This window comes from Spongiactinospora rosea, from assembly GCF_003315795.1.
Taxonomy (GTDB): Bacteria; Actinomycetota; Actinomycetes; order Streptosporangiales; family Streptosporangiaceae; genus Spongiactinospora; species Spongiactinospora rosea.
This window is the reverse complement of the sequence record NZ_QMEY01000003.1, coordinates 406,887-424,475: the sequence shown is the minus strand read 5'-3', so window position 1 is coordinate 424,475 and position 17,589 is coordinate 406,887. Positions and strand designations below refer to the sequence as shown.

Below are 17,589 nucleotides of genomic sequence, written 5' to 3'. Positions count from 1 at the left end.
AAAGTCCTAATCGCCAGGACCTATCACTGTCTATGGCCTGACCATGGCGAGGACCTGACATGTCGTGAACCCGACTCCGCGAGTAAAGTGTCAGCCGCCGGCACGTACGGATGGGGGCAACCGAGCATGGCGGAACGGCGTCTGCTGGAGGGACTGGGGGTCAGCGCCGCGGAGGAGAACGCCTATCGGGCGTTGCTGCGGCATGGGCCGTCCACGTTGAGCGGCCTTTCCGCGCGGACCGGGGGTTCGGTGACCGCCATCCGCAGGATGCTGCCCAGGATGGAGAACCTCGGGCTGGTCACCCGGGTGGCCGGGCGGCCGCTCCGGCTGTTCGCGACCCCGCCCAACGTGGCGATCGACATCCTGGTGGCGCGCAGGCACGACGAGATCACGCACAGCAGGGCCGCCGCCGCGGCCCTGGCCGCCGAGGTCGGCGACCCGTCCGGGCACCACCCGGAGGAGGTGCTGGAGGTGGTGACCGGCAAGGAGGCGGTCGCCCGGCGTTTCCTCCAGCTTGAGCGCAACGCGACCGAGGAGTTCCTGGTCCTGGTGCATCCGCCGTACGCGGTGGACATCACCGACGAGGGGGTCAACCGGCGGCGCAGCCTGCGCCGGGTCCAGGCCCGGGCGATCTACGGGCCGCGCGCCTTCGACGACCCGATCATGCTGGAGCACACCCGGCGGGCCATCGCCGAGGGCGAGCACGCCCGGCTGGGCGAGGTGCCGATCAAGCTGGCCATCGCCGACGGGCGCACCGCGATCCTGCCGCTGGCCTCCGAGCCCGACCCGAACGACGCCCTGGTGGTCCACCCATCGGCGCTGCTCGACGCGCTGGTGGCGCTGTTCGAGACGCTGTGGCGGGGCGCGGTGCCGCTGCGGCTCGCGCCCGCGGGGACGGGCGACCCCATCGAGGCCGAGCCCGGACCATGGCCCCGCTCGTCCGACACCGAGGTGCTGACCCTGCTGGCCACGGGGCTGAAGGACGAGGCCATCGCCCGGCAGCTCGGCCTCAGCGCGCGTACGGTGCAGCGCCGGGTGCAGACCCTGTGCGAGCACCTGGGTGCCCGCACCAGGTTTCACGCGGGGTTCCTGGCGGCCCGGCACGGGCTGCTCACCCGCTGAGTCGTTGCTCATGGCGCTCGCTCCGCTCGCGCGGGGCCCGGGCGCCTTCAAGGTCGCGTCTTCCCCTCCTCGCTCCCTCGCTCGTTCCTCACTCGATCGCTCGTCGGTCCAGACACGACCGCGCCCGGTCCCGTGCGTGATGCGCCCGGTCCCGTGCATGATGCGCTCGGTGCATCACTTCCCGACCGGCTCAGTCCTGCTGCTCGCCCGTGTTGGCGGCCTCGCGGGCGGCGCGGACCATCTCGATCTTGGCGCTGGCGGCGTACTTGTCGACGTACTCCTGCCCGGCCAGCTCCATCAGCGCGTACATGATCTCGTCGGTGACCGCGCGGAGCACCAGCCGGTCGTCCTCCATGCCGTAGTAGCGGGAGAAGTCGAGCGGCTTGCCGAACCGCACCCCCGGCCGGATGCCGAGCTTGGGCAGCGGACGCCCGGGCGGCATCATCTCGAAGGTGTTGACCATCGCCCACGGGATCACCGGCACCCGCGACTCCAGCGCGAGCCTGGCCACCCCGGTCTTGCCCTTGTAGAGCCGCCCGTCCGGCGAGCGGGTGCCCTCGGGGTAGATGCCGAGCACGTGCCCGTTGCGCAGGATGCGCAGCCCGGTGCGCAGCGCCGCCTCGCTCGCCTTGCCGCCGGAGCGGTCGATCGGCACGGTGCCGACCCCGGAGAAGAACATCCGGCTGAGCAGGCCCTTGATCCCGGTGCCGGTGAAGTATTCGGCCTTGCCGAGCGAGATGACCTTGCGCGGCAGGAACAGCGCGCCGAAGAAGTGGTCGGCGAACGACAGGTGGTTGCCCGCCAGGATGACCGGTCCTTCGCGCGGCACGTTGTCAGTGCCCTCCGCCCACGGGCGGAACACCAGGTGAAGGAACGGCCCCAAGATGGCCTTGACCACCCAGTAGAACACTCGGGCACCTCTTCTCGGCATCGGTGGCCGCCTCGGGCCGTCGTCTGGGTCCGGCGCCGGTACGGCAAGGCAGCCATCTTCCCATCTTCCGGCCGGGAAGTCTCACCGCCAAACCGGCGTTCCTCTCCCCAAACCAGCGTGTCTCATGCGACGATCGGGCGAACCGCCGAAGGAGGGGGCGCGATGCCCGTGCTGCCCGGCGCCGAGCCGTACCACCACGACGAAGGCCCTGTGGGCGTGCTGTTGTGTCACGGGTTCACCGGCACACCGCAGTCGCTGCGGCCGTGGGCCGAGCACCTGGCGGGGGCGGGCCTGACCGTCGCGCTGCCGAGGCTCCCCGGCCACGGCACCACCTGGCGGGAGATGAGCCGCACCCGCTGGGAGGACTGGTACGCCGAGCTGGACAAGACCTTCGCCGACCTGCTCGGGCGCTGCGCGGAGGTGTTCGTGGCCGGGCTGTCGCTCGGCGGGTGCCTGGCGCTGCGGCTGGCGCAGGTGCACGGCGCGTCGGTCCGCGGCCTGGTCCTGGTCAACCCCTCGCTCACGGTCGATGAGCCACTGCTGCGCCTGGCCCCGCTGCTGAAATACGTCATCCCCTCGGTGGCGGGCGTGGCGGGCGACATCAAGAAGGAGGGCGCGACCGAGCTGGCCTACGCGCGTACGCCGGTGCGCGCCGCGGCGACGCTCCCCCGGCTGTGGTCGCTGGTGCGGTCGCGCCTGGACCTGGTCACCCAGCCGCTGCTCGTCTACCACAGCCCGGACGACCACGTCGTCAAACCCACCAGCGTAAGGCTCCTGCGCGAGCGCCTGACCGGCGGCGGCCTGACCGTCGTCGAGCTGGCCGACAGCTACCACGTCGCCACGCTCGACAACGACGCCGCCGAGATCTTCGCGGGGAGCCTGGACTTCATCAGGACGCACGCCTCGGTACCCTTACAGAGGGACTGACCCGATGCGGGTGGCGGCCTCGGGAGGAAGAAGGCACGGGACTTCGATGACTGACAGGCCCACTACGTGACGCCCCAGAGCGACGAGGACGAGGTCTGGCGGCAGATCGTCGCCTCGTTCAACGAGCCGTCCGCGGACACCGCGGACGGTCACCCTTGGCCGGACAGCGAGAACCTCCCCTCCGAGCCCGCCAGGCGGGCGCTCGGGCGCGACGGCGACGAGCCGGGCGCGGGGGGCGACGCCGCCGACGCCCCGGCCGCCGGTGATCTCACCGGCGTGGCCGACCCGGCCGAGGTCACCGGCGCCCCGGCCGAAGACGAAGAGGGTCACTACGTACCCCCGCCCCCGCCGCCGCTGCCCAAGGCCGACGCCTCCACGCGGATCGCCTGGGCCGCCCTGTTCGGCGGTCCGGCCTATCTGCTGCTGGCCGTCCTGCTCGGCTGGGACTTGCAGAGCTGGGCGCTGTTCGCGGCGGTCGCGGCCTTCATCGGCGGGTTCGTGATGCTGGTGGTGCGCAAGGGCGACGGCCCTCCGGGCGACTCCGGGTGGGACGACGGCGCGGTCCTCTGACCGCGCCGGGCGGCGCTACGACCGCGTGGCGGGCGTCGTACCGGCCGAGGGCTCCTCGTCGAGCGCCTTGGGGCTCTTGGGGCCGAACCGCTCGACCACGTCGGTGTAGGCGTCCTTGTCGTCGATGACGTGGCCCACCGCCCACACGGTGTCGTCGGTGCCGGGCAGGTGGCTCACCGCCTGCAGCCGCATGGTGCGCGATGACGAGGTCGACTCGCCGCGCACGACGTCGGTCTCCTTGCCCTGGTGCCGCAGCAGGAACGCCTCGCCGGGGCGGCCGGGGTCGTGGCCGGAGATCCAGAAGGTGCCCTTGCCGTCGCCGGTCACGCCGTACAGGCGGGCGTCGCGGTCGGGCAGCCGCACCTGGGACCAGCGCTTGCCGTTCCAGGACAGCACCAGCGGCGAGATCTCGCCCGAGGCCCGGTAGACGCCGCCGATCGCCAGGGCCTGCTTGGGCCCGTCGCTGTGGACGTCGCGCAGGTAGCCGCCGCGGATGCGCGGCGCCGTGACCTTCTTCCAGGCCCCGCCGCCGGACTGGCGCACGATCAGCGGCCTGCCGTCGGCGTCGCCGACCGCGAAGCCGTCGCCCTTGCCGGTGAGCGACACGCCGTACAGGGTGCCCTCGTCGCGCATGGACTCCACCCGCCAGGCCGCCCCGGTGCGGGTGACGATGAGCGGCCTGCGGTCGCGGCTGCCGACCGTGACCATCCGCCCAGGCACCGCCGAGACGCCCGCGAGCCAGTCGCTGGCGCGGAGCTGGTCGATGCCGACCCGGTCGAAGCCGGAGCCGTCGCCGTGCGCGACGTACGGGAGGCCGTCGTGCCCGGCGCCGACCGTCCACAGGTCGTTGGCCGCGGCGGCGGCGATCGAGCGCAGGTATCCGGCGCCGGTGTCGTCGTTGCGGATGCCCACCTGGGTCCACGCGCGGCCGTCCCAGTGGGCGATCGCGCCGCGGTTTTCCCAGGCGTCCCAGATCTCCTGCTGGCCGACCGCCCAGACGTCGCCGGCCGACAGCCCGGCCACGTCGGCCAGCGAGCTGTCGCCCTGCAGCCGCACGCGCTCGGTGCGCAGCCAGGACTCGGCGAGCGCGGGCGGGCGCGTGGGATCGGCGTGCGCGTAGGCGGCCGACGTGCCAGGAAGGACGAGCCCGGCGAGGAGCGCCGCTCCCGCGCCTGTCACCACCACACGCCGCAGTGAGCGGCTGGTCATAGTCAGAATCGTACGGTGATGCTCTCGCCCGTGTGGACATCCGCCTCGTCAAGGACAGGTGTCACATCAGTATGAATGCCCCGTTCCGCCTCAAGCCCGCAGCTCAGTGGCGGTTCGCCAGGGTCATGTATCGAGATGGTCGCGCGGGCGGTCAGCCGGGGCGCAGCTCGGCCACGACCGGCAGGTGGTCGCTGGCGGCGGCGAGGTCGGCGGGGTCGGCGTCCGCCCCGCCGCAGGACACGGCCGAAAGGCCGGGACCGGCGAAGACCGCGTCGATCCGCTTGTCCGGCCGCCTGGCGGTGAACGTCGGCCCCTGGCCGCGCGGGGCGCGGGCGTAGCAGTCGGTGAGGCGGCCCGCCAGGTGGCGGAAGGTGTCCTGGTGGGGCTGCTCGTTGAGGTCACCGGCCAGTACGAGGGCCGCGCCGTACGGCTCGGCCGCCGCCGCGAGCAGCGCCAGCGCCTCCTCCGCGTGCCGGGCGCGCGCGGCGACGTGCAGGTCCAGGTGGACCGAGGCGACCGCGACGCGCAGCCCGCCGGACTCCACCACCGCGATCGACGTCGCCCTGCGCTCCAGGAAGGCGTGGAAGCGCAGCAGGTGGGTCTCGGCGCGCAGCACCCGCACGCCGGGGCCGGTCAGCACCGCCGTACCGCCGCGCCGCCGCCCGGCCGCCACGATCATCCCGGTCTCCGCGGCGAGCCGGGCGCGCCTGCGCCGCCAGGCCCACCGCCGCGGGACCTCCTGCACGCACAGGACGTCGGGCCGGGCCGCCCGGATCACCCGGACCAGCGCCGGGACGTCGTCGCGCATCCCGTGCACGTTGTACGTCGCGACCCTGATCGTCATGCGGCGCGGGATGCCTGCGGCGCCGGGTTCACCGGCGGCGCGCGAGGTCGGCCGCGCCCACCAGCCCGGCCGACGCGCCCAGTTCGGCGAGCCGGATGTCGGCGACCGGGCGGTGCCCGCTGCCGGTGAGCGCGCGGGCGAACGACTCCCTGACCCGGTCGATGAACAGGTCGGCCGCGCGCGACACGCCGCCGCCCAGGATGAAGCAGCCCGGGTCGAGCACCGCCGCCATGTCGGCCATACCCTGGCCGAGCCAGTGGCCGATGCTCGCGAAGGCGGACAGCGCCGCGTCGTCGCCCGCCCTGGCGGCCTCGGTGATCTCCTCGCCCTCGATGTCGGCGGGCGAGCCGCCGGCCATCTCCAGCAGCGTGGCCGCGCGCCGGGGCTCGGCGGCGGCGATCACCCTGGCCTCCTCCACCAGCGCGCTGCCGCTGGCGTAGCGCTCCCAGCAGCCGAGGTTGCCGCACCCGCACAGGCGTCCGCGCTGGACCACCTGCATGTGGCCCATCTCCGCGCCCATCCCCCACCGGCCGCGGTACAGCTCGCCGCCGAGCACGATGCCGCCGCCGATGCCGGTGCCGACGGTGACGCACACGATGTGGCTCTCCCCGCGGCCCGCGCCGTACTCGGCCTCGGCCCAGGCCATCGCGTTGGCGTCGTTCTCCACCACGACGGGCAGCCCGACGAGGGCGGCCACCTTCTCGCGCAGCGGCTCCTCGCGCCAGGCCAGGTTGGGGGCGAAGCGCACGATCGAACGGGTCTCGTCGACGAACCCGGCCGCGCCCAGGCCGACCGCCTCCACCTCGTGCCCGTGCGCCAGCTCCTTGATCACTTCGGCGATGGTCTGCGCCACCTGGTCGGGGTCGTCGGCGGGGGTGGACCGCAGGGTCTGGGCGACGATCTCGCCGTGCTCGTCGACCAGCCCGGCGGCGACCTTCGTCCCGCCGATGTCCACGCCAATGGTCAGCGCCATCTGCCAGCCTCTCTCCAAGGGCGTCAGCCCAGGTCGTTGTGCTCCCCACGGTCGCCGGGGGCGTCCCGGTCGTCTCTGGGCCTGCGCGGGGGCGCCGGCCGCGCCAGCGCGTCCACCGCCTCGCGAAGCGCGGTGACCAGCTCGCCGCCGGCCGCCACCAGATGGTCGGCGATGTCGGTGCCGACGCCCGCGCTCGTACTCTGCCCGGCCTCGCGGCGCGCGGCGATCACCCGGCAGACGGGACAGGAGCGGCAGATGTAGCCGTCCTCGTGCTCGGAGATCGCCTCCTGCCAGACGTCGCGCTCGTCACGCCGCCCGCCGCGCCCACCGCCGAACACCTGGCCGATGCCTCTGCCGATGCCCTTGCGGGTGCCCCACAGCAGGCCGCGGCCGATCTCGCGGGCCGCGCGGTCCTGGAGGGAGTCGAGCAGCCGCCTGGCCTCGCCCGCCACCACGGTGAGCGGGTCGCGGCCCTCGGCCCTGGCCCGCTCGACCTCACGCTCCCAGGCCGCGCGCCGGGCCGCCTCGGCCCGCTCGTCCCACTCCGCCCCGCCGGTGTCCCGCGGCTCGCGGGGGCCTGCAGGGGTATCGGCCGTATCGCCGACCTGGTCCACGACGGCGCTCCACGGATCTTCCGCGCCCCTGCCGCCGTCAATGTCACGGTTCTCAGTCATTCAAGGCCTCCTGACTCGAACCGTACCCGCAGGTGACCTTCGCGGCGCGCGCCCGCGTCATGCCGCCTCGACGCGCTTCTTCAGCCCCTTCAGCGCGGTGTCCACGATGACCTTCTCGGCCTTGCGCCGGATCATGCCGATCATCGGCACCTTCAGCTCGACGGCCAGCTCGTAGGTCACCTCGGTTCCGCCGCCCGCGGGGGCCAGCCGGTAGCCGCCGGTCAGCCCGGACACCATGGCGCCGGGCTCGGCGATGCGCCAGCCGACGGCCTCGTCGCCGTGCCAGTCGTAGGCGAGCACGTAGGAGTCGCTGATCACTCCGGCGTCCAGCGTGAACCTGACCTCGGACGCCCGTCCGGCCGCGCCGGCGGACAGCACCTCCGCGGACTTGACCTGGCCCGCCCACTCCGGGTACGCCGCGAAGTCGGCGATCACGGCCATGACGGCCGATCGGTCCGCGGCGATCGTGATGCTTGAGGAGGTGCGATCAGCCATGGGGCTAACCGTACTCGTTCCCCTGATGCATCACATAGTCACCACTCCAGGGCATAGGGTGTGCGCCTGGCCCGAAAGTGGCCGACATTGACGCATTCGGTGCGGCCGATCCTGGTCCGCGCGGCCAGCGGCTGATGGACGTGGCCGAACAGCGCGTACTTCGGCTGCGTCTCCTTGATCGCCTGGAGCGTCGCCTCGCTGCCCCGCTCGAACCGCCGGGCCACCACGTCGTACAACAGCTCCGGCACGGCCGGCGGGATGTGCGCGCACAGCACGTCCACCTGCCCCACCGCCGCCACCTTCGCCGCGTACTCCTCGTCGTCGATCTCGTAGGGGGTGCGGTAGCGCGTGCGGAGCCCGCCGCCGACGAACCCGAAGGTCAGCCCGCCGATCTCGACCCGCTCGCCGTCCAGGATGTGGTGCCCGTCGCGGGCGTGGCCCGCCCAGAAGCGCGGCACATCGACGTTGCCGTAGGTCATGTACGCGGGCGTCGGCATGGCCGCGAACAGCTCCGCGTACTGCTTGTCGACCATCCGCTCGATGTGGTCGCGGGGCTCGCCGTCGAGCGTCGCCCACAGCCCGGCCGACATGACGCGGGCCTCCTCGAACCGGCCCGCCGTGCGCAGCCCGACGTAGCGGGCGGCGTTGTCCGCGCCGAACAGCTCGGGGAAGATGCCCTGCGAGTGATCGGCGTAGTCGATGAACAGGACGAGGTCGCCCAGGCAGATCAGGGCGTCGGCGCCGTCTCCCGCGCGGGCCAGGGCATCGGCCCTCCCGTGTACATCGCTCACGACATGGACCCGCATGGCCGACATCCTAGTCAGCCGCGCGATCGCCGCCGGGGGCGGGTGCGGCGCGTTCCCAGGGGCTGTGGGCGCGCCCTGGTAGCGTGGGGAACACCGTTGGTAACGCCTGGGTTTCGAGCCCTACCCACGCGTAACTTATCGCGGTAGCGTCCCAGCCATCGATCGACATGCGCCGCAAGGAGTGTCCCGTGCGCGAGTACAGCGTCCCGATGCTGGTGGACGTCCCCCCGGCCGCCAACTGCACCGACACGGTCTTCGAGCGGGCCGAGCAGCAGCCCGGCACCGTGGTGATCCGCCGCCTGGCCGGCGACGGCTGGTCGGCGGTGACCGCCCGGGAGTTCCGCGACGAGGTCGCGGCGCTCGCCAAGGGCCTGATCGCGATGGGCATCACCCCCGGCGACCGCGTCGGGCTGATGTCGCGCACCCGCTATGAGTGGGCGGTCATCGACTACGCGCTCTGGGCGGCGGGCGCGGTCAGCGTGCCGATCTACGACACCTCCTCGGCCGAGCAGATCAAGTGGATCCTCGCCGACAGCGGCGCCAGGGCGGTCTTCGTGGAGCTGGCCGAGCACCGCGACACCGTGCGCGAGGTGGAGGACGAGCTGCCCGCCGTGGAACACGTCTGGTGCGTGGACGACGACGCGCTCGCCAAGGTGACCGCGGCCGGCGCCGAGGTCACCGAGGAGACGCTGGAGGAGCGCCGCACCTCGCGCGGCATCGCCGACCTCGCCACGATCATCTACACCGCGGGCACCACCGGCCGGCCCAAAGGCTGCCGGCTCACCCACGACAACCTGCTGTTCACCGCGCGCAACGTGGCGGCGGGGCCGCTGGAGCAACTGTTCGAGTCGCCCGGCCGTTCCGGGCTGCTGTTCCTCCCGCTGGCGCACAGCCTCGCGCGGATCATCCAGGTCGTGCTGATCGAGACCGCGACCATCCTCGGCCACTCCCCCAACCTGCGCGCCGTGGCCCCCGACCTGCAGTCGTTCAAGCCGAACTTCCTGCTCGCGGTGCCCCGCGTGTTCGAGAAGGTCTACAACGGCGCGGTGCAGCGGGCCACCGCCGACGGCAAGGGCAAGATCTTCAAGCTGGCCGCCGACAGCGCGATCGCCTGGAGCCGCGCGGAGAGCTCAGGCGGGGCGAGCCTGGGCCTGCGGCTGCGGCGCGCGCTGTTCGACCGGCTCGTGTACGGCAAGCTGCGCGCCGCCACCGGCGGCCAGATGACCGCGGCGGTCTCCGGCGGCTCGGCGCTCGGCGAACGGCTCGGCCACTTCTTCCGGGGCGTGGGCATCGAGGTGTTCGAGGGGTACGGCCTGACCGAGACCTCCGCCCCCTCCACGGTCAACATGCCCGGGGGCAACAAGATCGGCACGGTGGGCAAGCCGCTGCCCGGCGTGACCATCCGCATCGCCGACGACGGCGAGATCCTGATCAAGGGCAGGCACATCTTCGACGGCTACTGGAACGCCCCCGAGGCCACCGCCGAGGTGATCGACGAGGAGGGCTGGTTCCACTCCGGCGACGTGGGCGAGATCGACGCCGACGGCTACCTGCGCGTCACCGGGCGCAAGAAGGAGATCCTGGTCACCGCGGCGGGCAAGAACGTCGCCCCGGCCCCGCTGGAGGACCGCATCCGCGCCCACCCGCTGGTCAGCCAGGCGCTGGTGGTGGGCGATGACCGCCCGTTCATCGCCGCGGTGGTCACCCTCGACGCCGAGGCGCTGGCGCAGTGGAAGACGAACAACAACCTCGGTTCGGCCACGCTGGCCGACCTCAGCGCCGACCCCGCCGTCCGCGCCGAGGTCCAGAACGCCATCGACGAGGCCAACCGGATGGTGTCCAAGGCCGAGCAGATCAAGAAGTTCGTGGTGCTGCCGATCGAGCTGACCGAGGAGACCGGGCACGTCACTCCCAAGCAGTCGATCAAGCGCCATGTGGTGATGGCGGAGTTCGCCAAGGAGATCGACGAGCTGTACATCGACACCCGCTCCTGAGCGCGGGCGGCGCTCAGGGGGCCAGCAGCTCGGCGAACCGGCCCGCCACCAGGGGCCAGGACCACTCGCGCGTGGTCCAGGCCCGGCCCCGGTCGCCCATCGCCCGTGCCCTGCCCTGGTCGCTCAGCAGCTCGACGAGCGCGGCGGCGACCTGCTCCACCGACGTGCCGTCCACCAGCAGGCCGGTCTCGCCGTGGCGTACCGCGTCGGGCGCGCCGCCCGAGGAGCCCGCGATCACCGGCAGCCCGGTCGCGGACGCCTCCAGGTAGACGATGCCGAGCCCTTCCACGTCGATGCCGCCGAGCCGGGTGCGGCAGGGCATCGCGAAGACGTCGCCCGCGTCGTAGTGGGCGGGCAGGGCCGTCCAGGGCACCGGTCCGGTGAACCGCACGGACCCGCCGAGCCGCGCCGCGGACCGCTCCAGCGTCCTGCGGCCCGGCCCGCCGCCGACCAGCAGCAGTACGGCGTCCGGCACCGCCCGCAGCACCCGCGGCCAGGCCCGCACCAGGACGTCCTGGCCCTTGCGCGGGACCAGCCGCGACACGCACACCGCCACCGGACGCCCGGACAGCCCGAGCCGCTTGCGCACCTCGGCCCCGCCCGCGCCGGGGCGGAACACCGTCGTGTCCACGCCCGGGGTGAGCCTGGCCAGCTTGCCCGGGTCGATCACCCGCTCCAGCCTGCCCCGGGTGTACTCGCCCAGGTAGGTCACCACGTCGGCGTGCGCGCCGATCCGGGCGAGGACCTGGCGGGGGCCCGGCAGCCGCGCCCACGACGCCTCGTGCCCGTGGGTGAGCATGACGACCCGCCGGGCCCCGGCCGCGCGCAGCGTAGGGGCCAGCAGCCCGAGCGGCGCGGCCGCGCCGAACACGACCGTCTCGATCCCGTGCAGCCGCACCAGCCGGGCCGCCCGGCGGGCCACGGCGGGCAGCGGCAGCATCAGCGCGCCGGGGTGGCGCACGACCTGGTACGGCTGGCGGCCGTCGAACGCCTCGCAGCCGGGCCAGCGCGGCGCGTAGACGACCACCGAGCCGGGCGGGCGGTGCATCGCCAGGCCGTGGACGAACGCCTGGATCCCGCCCGGCCTGGGCGGGAGGTCGTTGGTGACGATCAGCGTCCGGGCGGTGCCGTTCGGCTCCGGCGGCCCGCCGGGCGGCGTCATGGCTCCGGCACGCGCTCGCGCAGCGCCCACGAACGGGCGGCGGCGATCCGCTGGGGAGCCGTGGGGTGGGAGGAGTAGAGCAGGTACTCCAGCGGGTCGGGGGCGAGGTCGGCGATGTTGGTGAGCGCCAGCCGCCGCTGCATCGCCACGAACGTGCCCGGGTCGCGGGTCAGGTCGAGCGCGTGGACGTCGGCCCGGGCCTCGATGTGCCTGCTGACCACGTTCTGGGCCGGGCCGGACAGGAAGGTGGCCAGGCTCATCAGGCCCATCAGCAGGCCGACGGCCCTGGGGTCGGCGATCGACGGCACGCCGGTGCGGCGGCGCAGCGCGCCGGACGAGGTCACCAGGTAGAGCAGGATCGCCCCGCAGGCCGCGCCGAGGCCGCCGATCAGCGTGCCATAGAGGACGTCGTCGCGCTTGGCGTGGCCCAGCTCGTGCGCCACGATCAGCTCGACCTCCTTCTCCGGGGCCTTGAGCAGCGTGTCGTAGACGACGATGCGGCGGGTCGCGCCGAACCCGGAGACGTACGCGTTGAGGGCCGTGGTGCGCCGGGAGGCGTCGGCGACCAGCACGTCGTTCACCGGTACGCGGTCGCGGCCGGCCATGGCCAGCAGGTCATCGCGCAGCTTCCCCGCCTGCATGGGCCGGAAGTCGTTGAAGATCGGCTCCACCACGACGGGGTAGACGAACGAGGCGGCCAGCGTCAGCGCGAACGCGCCCAGCGCCGCCGGAATCCACCACCGCGCGAACCTCCGCGCCAGCGCGATCAGCACGACCACCATGAGCGCGGTCAGCAGCGTGCTCACAGCGGTGTTCTTCAGCCGGTCGATGTTCCACGACAGCCAGGTCTGCGTGGAAAGGCCGTACTCGCGGAGGTAGGTCTCCGACCAGACGCCGAGCGGCCACCGCAGCAGCTCCACCACCGCGGTGAGCGCCACCACGCCGCCCACCGCCTTGACCCACCAGGGACCGGGCACCCGCCGCACCACCCGCGCCCCGAACGGCGTCGCCACCAGCAGCACGGCGAAGGCCAGCCCGAGCGCGAGGGACAGATAGGCGGGCACGCTGAGCGCCGTGTCGAACGCCTGTGACCGGGCGATCTCCGCCGCGGCGAAGTCGCGGGCCGGATCTGCGGCCACCTCGGGCACGCCCTGTGCCGGCGCCCGCCACGGCGTCGTCATCGCGACGACCCCGGCGAGAACCAGGCCGAGCACCACCAGTGCGGCCCATGCCGCGCGCACCCCCCGCACGTCAGCCACTCCCCCCGCCGGCGCCACATCTAGTAGCGCATTCTCCAGGATCGGCCGGTCGCGGAGCCACACCTGCGCGTGCGCGCCACGTCCTCCGGCCGGTCGTGGAGCCTATTCAAGCGGATGGAACCGCCGTGCGGCGGGGTACGGATCTTTATGGCCGGGGGCGGTCAATTTCCAGATTCGCGGGGAATTGTGGTGGTCCGGGAAAGCGGCCCGCCCCGCCGGAGGGGGACGGAAGGAAAGGGCCGCCTTCCCGGATCACGGTTCTTCGGAAAAGGCGTTTCCGGGATCAGAGGCCCGGGCGTACGGCGCCGCTGAAACTCGCCTTCCGCCAGCCGCTCAGCTTCTCGACGCGGACCGTCTTTCCGCTGCTCGGCGAGTGGACCATCTTGCCGTCGCCGACGTACATGCCGACGTGGCCCTTGCCCCGGAAGAACATCAGATCTCCCGGGCGCAGATTCTTGAAGGACACCTTCTTCTTGATGCGGGCGTACTGGCTGTAGGTAACCCGGGGAAGCCGCACCCCGGCCTTCTTCCAGCTGAACTGAACGAGGCCCGAGCAGTCGAAGGCGCCGGGGCCGCTGCCTCCCCATCGATAGGGGTCGCCGACCTGTTTCCTGGCCACGGAAACGGCCTTGGCGGCCTTGATCCGCTGCGCGGCGGCCTTGCTGAGTTTCTTGGCCGCCGGGACCGCGGAATCGCCGGCTTCCGCCTTGGCGGCGACGGGGGACGGCGTTTTCGCCGGATCGGCCCGCACGGTGGCGGGTTCGGGTTCGGCCGTCGCCTGCGCCGCAGTGGCCTGCAGCGACATCGTCACCACAGAGGCGGTGACGGTGAGGACCGCGCCGCCGAGGGAAAGGCGGGCACGGCGAGACGGCCGCGAATCATGCACGGATGCGGACAGGGTCGCTCCTCAACTCTTCCACGAACGCCTACCGGGTTAGCTGACGGATTCGGGCGGGGAAGTTCGCCCTACGGCGCTCGCGCGCCGATTCACCCCTGGCCGTTTCCCGCAGCGAAACGCTCGGTGCGGGACGGGTCCATTGGGTCCCCGGCTCCATGCCTCATGTCTGCATGGATTCGGCAGGGTCACCACCCGGAAACGGGGGGTACGGCACGCGTCGCGGCGGACGGGCGGTGACCTGACGGATCTCGCTATTCAGAGAAACGACACCGGCGGATCCGGGCCGATGTCGTGCGGCGAATCGACATGTTCGCCGCGATGCGAGAAGGTACCCCCATCACCAAACTCCGGCAAAGGGCCGACAAAGCGCGGAGATCGAACACGCCCTCGTGGATCACGCCAATCCCCCGCACCACATGGGGTTCCCGGCGCCCGATGTGACACTGCTCACATATTTCGCGAATCCGGTAACAGAGATCACTTATGGCCGCCGGAGCCCATGATCTTCACTGGCGTCACAGAAGGCATTCTTCGCGAACTCCGCAAAGGGTGCGGTAAGCCGTGCTAAGCTCCCGTCCCGCTGGGAGTCCGCCCGAACCGGAAGGCCGTGCCGAGATCGAGGGGCGGTCCGAGGCGGGTCCGGGCCAGATCCCCCGGAAGGCACGGAAGGGCGTCAGCGGCGCTCTGAGGGGCCCATGGGGCCCGCTGCCGGGACACGACAGGCGAGGAGGCCGGATGCGAGGCGGGCGGGACAAAAGAAAACGGCCAGACCGCTCGTGCGATCTGGCCGTACTCTGCTCGGCGGGCCCGCGGCCCGCCAGGTGACCCGAGGTCAGGCAGGGACGATGTTCTCCGCCTGCGGGCCCTTCTGCCCCTGGGTGATGTCGAAGGCCACGCGCTGGCCCTCGTGCAGCTCACGGTAGCCACCCTGGGACACGATGTTGGAGTAGTGGGCGAAGACGTCGGCGCCGCCGCCGTCCTGCTCGATGAAGCCGAAGCCCTTTTCGGAGTTGAACCACTTCACGGTTCCGGTCGTGCTCATGCCTATCTCCTTCTGACAGGTGCAGAGACGAGGCCCACACCGTGCGGACCCCGTGTCGCCGCGATGACCCCCATCCGGAGAGGCCCGGAAAAAGAAAAGCACCTGAGGCCGTTACAACGCGTCAGGTGCACAAGAAATCTTATGGGTACCACAACTGCAACACCTTTAACCTACCACGCCCGTCGTCCGCCTGTGCCGCACTCCGGCCATTGCCCGGTTCGTCCACGGCGAACGGTGGCGGGAGCACCCTCGTGCTCCCGCGCGAACCCGCACGATTAGGGGCGAATGGCCCCGACGAAGCGGCCCCGGCCATAGGAGTCGAGGGAGACGACCTTGATGACGTCGCCCGTCTGCGGCGCGTGGACCATCTTGTTATTGCCGGCATAGATCCCGACATGGCCGAGCCCGTGGCTGAACAGCAGGTCGCCGGGCTGGAGGGCGTCCATCGAGACCTTCCGGCCCGCGCCCCAGCGCCACTGCTCCCACGTGGTCCGGGGCAGTGACACGCCGCCGGAGCGCCAGGCCGCCTGGGTGAGCCCGGAGCAGTCGTAGCCGCCCGGCCCCGTGCCGCCGTACCGGTAGGGCTTGCCGATCTGGGCGAAGGCGAAGCTGAGCACCTGGCGGGCGTTGCCCGAGGCGCTGCCGGTGTACTTGACGCCCTGGCTGTTCGGGTCGCCGTTGCGGAAGGCCCCGAGCCGGCGCAGCAGCTTGGTCTGCTCCTTGACCAGCCCTTCGACCTTCTTCTTCTCGCCCCTGACCTCGTCGAGCACCTTCTCGGTCTCGCCCAGGGCCTTCTTGGCGGCGTCCCGCTTGCGCACCAGGTCGCGGGTGGCCGCGTCGAACGCGGTCAGCGACTGGGAGCGGGACGCGGAGAGCTGGCTGATCGAGGCCAGGCCGACGAGCATGGCCGCCGGGTCCTGCTGGCCCATCATGCCCGGCCAGGTGCTCAGCTCGGCGCCCTGGTAGGCGGTGACGGCCATGCCGACGAGCTGGCGGCGCAGGCCGTCCACGGTGCCGTTCTGCTTGGCGTACTCGTCCTTGAGCCGCTGGTACTTCTTCTTGGCGTTCTTCTGCTTCTCGGTCGCCGCGTTGTACTGGTCGACGACCTTGTCCGCCTGATCGTTCAGCTTCGCCAGCTTCGCCTTGGCCTGCTGGAGGGTCGGTCTGGGATCAGCGACGGCGGACCCGCCGAGCGGTACGGTCAACGCGGCCACAATGATCCCAGCGGCGACGGGGATCCGCACAACCCTCACCTGCATCAACCCAAATCTTTACGTTTCCGGACTTGGGGCGAAATAGTACAGAATTATGCAGGTGTGGCTCACGTTTTCGGCGTGATTGAGATCCTTCAGGCGCGGCCGAGGCGGCGCAGCAGCAGCGACGACTGCACCGGGCGCGCGCCCATCCGCCGCACCGACTCGGCGACCTCCCGGTCGGAGGACACCACGGCGATGGCCCGGCCCGCCGGTTCGGCCCGCACGAGCTGCCTTATCAGGTCATCGGCGATCTGGCCGGGCGCGCTGAACATCACCCGCACGCCGCGCGGCGCGGTGACCGGCACCGGGCCGTTCAGCTCGGCCCCGTCGAAGACGCACGTCACCTCGACCCTGGTCTGCGCGACCAGCCCGCCGAGGCCGGTCAGCAGCCGGCCGCGCTGGTCGGCCAGCGTGAGCGTGCCGTACCCGGTCTTGGTGACGTTGTAGCCGTCGATGATCAGATGGACCTGCGGCAGCGCCAGCAACTGGTCGAGCAGCGCCGGATCGTCGTCGGCCAGGGCGCGGGCCGGGACGGCGCGCACCCCCGGCCGGTCGGGCGAGACCGCGCTCACCGTGTCGGCCGGGCGGCTGATCGTCGAGGGCAGCGCCAGCTCCCTGCGCAGCCCGGCCGCCGCGTCCTGGAGGGCGTCCAGCAGCACCCGCACCCGGGTGTCCTCGGCGCTGCGGCCCTCGCGGGCGGACCTGCGGCCCGCTTCGAGCTGGCGCTCGGCCTCCGTGAGGCGTTCGCGGGTGCGGCGCAGCTCGGTCTCGGCCGCGCTGCCCGCCGAGGCGAGCGCGGCCGACGCCTCCTCGGCGGCCTGCTCGTGGTCGGCCGCCCTGGCGTCGGCGGCCTTGGCGCGTTCCCGCGCGTCGTGCAGCTTGCGGCGCAGGTCGGCGATCTCGGCGCGGGCCGACCTGAGCTGCTCGCGGACGCGGTCGATCTCCTCCTTGGCCGCCGCCTTCTGCCCGGCGAGCTGTTCGCGCAGCCGCGCGATGGTCTGCTCGTGCGCGGAGCCCTCCGCGGCGGCGGCGGAGCGGGCGAGATCGGCCCGCGCGGACTCCACCATGTCCGGCCAGCCGGGCGGGCGGGTCAGGTAGGCCGCGGCGGCGACCAGCACCGGATCGGCGGCGGGGGGCACGGTGCCCTCGGCCAGGCTGGAGACCAGCTCGGGCCAGCCCGCGGCCAGCGTCTCCGCGACGACCTCGCGGAACTCCTTGTCGGTCTCCAGCTGGGCGGCGATCGCGGCGCCGCCCAACCTGGCGCGTTTACGGGGCTCGAACTTGGCGATCCCGCGCAGCGGCGCGGGCACGGCCGGGCCCGGGATCGTCCCGAGCACCTGGGCCGCGAGATCGACCACGTGGACCCTTACCTGTTCGGGCAGCGGACGAGACAGGCCCTCATCGGCTGAACTCATCCCATGTCCCCT

The 17,589-nt window shown here is 72.4% G+C and carries 17 protein-coding genes and 1 riboswitch; of the genes, 4 read left to right on the top strand and 13 right to left on the bottom strand.

Features of this window, described 5'->3' with window-relative positions; translation table 11 throughout:
- Positions 1 to 126 precede the first annotated feature (126 nt).
- Complete coding sequence (locus DP939_RS10610; protein ID WP_113980452.1) at positions 127 to 1,122, top strand: helix-turn-helix transcriptional regulator; 996 nt, start codon at positions 127 to 129, stop codon at positions 1,120 to 1,122.
- A 190-nt stretch (positions 1,123 to 1,312) separates the two neighbouring features.
- On the opposite strand, the gene DP939_RS10605 is transcribed toward DP939_RS10610, so the two are convergent.
- Positions 1,313 to 2,032 carry a lysophospholipid acyltransferase family protein gene (locus tag DP939_RS10605; RefSeq protein ID WP_113980451.1) on the bottom strand — a complete coding sequence of 240 codons (720 nt, stop codon included), beginning with the start codon at positions 2,030 to 2,032 and terminating at the stop codon, positions 1,313 to 1,315.
- A 183-nt stretch (positions 2,033 to 2,215) separates the two neighbouring features.
- Here DP939_RS10605 and DP939_RS10600 point away from each other — a divergent pair, with 183 nt between their 5' ends.
- The gene (locus DP939_RS10600) at positions 2,216 to 2,980 is read left to right on the top strand and encodes an alpha/beta hydrolase (protein ID WP_113980450.1); all 765 of its coding nucleotides are present in this window, start codon (positions 2,216 to 2,218) and stop codon (positions 2,978 to 2,980) included.
- A 66-nt stretch (positions 2,981 to 3,046) separates the two neighbouring features.
- A complete protein-coding gene (locus DP939_RS10595) occupies positions 3,047 to 3,550 on the top strand; it encodes a hypothetical protein (protein WP_113980449.1) in 504 nt (167 codons plus the stop codon).
- Positions 3,551 to 3,565: 15 nt separating this feature from the next.
- On the opposite strand, the gene DP939_RS10590 is transcribed toward DP939_RS10595, so the two are convergent.
- The 6 genes from DP939_RS10590 to DP939_RS10565 all read right to left on the bottom strand — a co-directional run bounded on the left by DP939_RS10590 (position 3,566) and on the right by DP939_RS10565 (position 8,551).
- Positions 3,566 to 4,759 (bottom strand): hypothetical protein, encoded by a 1,194-nt coding sequence (locus DP939_RS10590; protein ID WP_113980448.1) that lies wholly within the window; start codon positions 4,757 to 4,759, stop codon positions 3,566 to 3,568.
- A gap of 151 nt (positions 4,760 to 4,910) precedes the next feature.
- A complete protein-coding gene (locus DP939_RS10585) occupies positions 4,911 to 5,603 on the bottom strand; it encodes an endonuclease/exonuclease/phosphatase family protein (protein ID WP_113980447.1) in 693 nt (230 codons plus the stop codon).
- A gap of 28 nt (positions 5,604 to 5,631) precedes the next feature.
- Positions 5,632 to 6,576, bottom strand: coding sequence for an ROK family glucokinase (locus DP939_RS10580; protein WP_113980446.1), 945 nt, complete (start codon positions 6,574 to 6,576; stop codon positions 5,632 to 5,634).
- 23 nt (positions 6,577 to 6,599) lie between these two features.
- Positions 6,600 to 7,250 (bottom strand): hypothetical protein, encoded by a 651-nt coding sequence (locus DP939_RS10575; protein ID WP_147267950.1) that lies wholly within the window; start codon positions 7,248 to 7,250, stop codon positions 6,600 to 6,602.
- A 57-nt stretch (positions 7,251 to 7,307) separates the two neighbouring features.
- Positions 7,308 to 7,745 (bottom strand): SRPBCC family protein, encoded by a 438-nt coding sequence (locus DP939_RS10570; RefSeq protein WP_113980444.1) that lies wholly within the window; start codon positions 7,743 to 7,745, stop codon positions 7,308 to 7,310.
- Between the two features lie 38 nt (positions 7,746 to 7,783).
- Positions 7,784 to 8,551 carry a metallophosphoesterase family protein gene (locus DP939_RS10565; RefSeq protein ID WP_113980723.1) on the bottom strand — a complete coding sequence of 256 codons (768 nt, stop codon included), beginning with the start codon at positions 8,549 to 8,551 and terminating at the stop codon, positions 7,784 to 7,786.
- A 188-nt stretch (positions 8,552 to 8,739) separates the two neighbouring features.
- Between DP939_RS10565 and DP939_RS10560 the strand changes: the two genes are divergently transcribed.
- Positions 8,740 to 10,545 carry an AMP-dependent synthetase/ligase gene (locus DP939_RS10560; RefSeq protein ID WP_113980722.1) on the top strand — a complete coding sequence of 602 codons (1,806 nt, stop codon included), beginning with the start codon at positions 8,740 to 8,742 and terminating at the stop codon, positions 10,543 to 10,545.
- Between the two features lie 13 nt (positions 10,546 to 10,558).
- Here the strand turns inward: DP939_RS10560 and DP939_RS10555 are convergent, their stop codons facing one another.
- The 6 genes from DP939_RS10555 to DP939_RS10530 all read right to left on the bottom strand — a co-directional run bounded on the left by DP939_RS10555 (position 10,559) and on the right by DP939_RS10530 (position 17,577).
- Positions 10,559 to 11,707, bottom strand: a complete 1,149-nt coding sequence (locus tag DP939_RS10555) for a glycosyltransferase family 4 protein (RefSeq protein WP_113980443.1) — start codon at positions 11,705 to 11,707, stop codon at positions 10,559 to 10,561.
- A complete protein-coding gene (locus tag DP939_RS10550; RefSeq protein WP_225878153.1) occupies positions 11,704 to 12,957 on the bottom strand; it encodes a M48 family metallopeptidase in 1,254 nt (417 codons plus the stop codon). Before DP939_RS10550 ends, DP939_RS10555 begins: the two co-directional genes overlap by 4 nt.
- A 292-nt stretch (positions 12,958 to 13,249) precedes the next feature.
- The gene (locus tag DP939_RS10545; protein WP_113980442.1) at positions 13,250 to 13,771 is read right to left on the bottom strand and encodes a C40 family peptidase; all 522 of its coding nucleotides are present in this window, start codon (positions 13,769 to 13,771) and stop codon (positions 13,250 to 13,252) included.
- Positions 13,772 to 13,874: 103 nt separating this feature from the next.
- Positions 13,875 to 14,056, bottom strand: a riboswitch (cyclic di-AMP (ydaO/yuaA leader).
- A 640-nt stretch (positions 14,057 to 14,696) separates the two neighbouring features.
- Complete coding sequence (locus DP939_RS10540; protein ID WP_111165672.1) at positions 14,697 to 14,906, bottom strand: cold-shock protein; 210 nt, start codon at positions 14,904 to 14,906, stop codon at positions 14,697 to 14,699.
- Between the two features lie 275 nt (positions 14,907 to 15,181).
- The gene (locus DP939_RS10535; RefSeq protein ID WP_225878152.1) at positions 15,182 to 16,150 is read right to left on the bottom strand and encodes a C40 family peptidase; all 969 of its coding nucleotides are present in this window, start codon (positions 16,148 to 16,150) and stop codon (positions 15,182 to 15,184) included.
- Positions 16,151 to 16,254: 104 nt separating this feature from the next.
- The gene (locus DP939_RS10530; RefSeq protein WP_113980440.1) at positions 16,255 to 17,577 is read right to left on the bottom strand and encodes an NYN domain-containing protein; all 1,323 of its coding nucleotides are present in this window, start codon (positions 17,575 to 17,577) and stop codon (positions 16,255 to 16,257) included.
- Positions 17,578 to 17,589 lie beyond the last annotated feature (12 nt).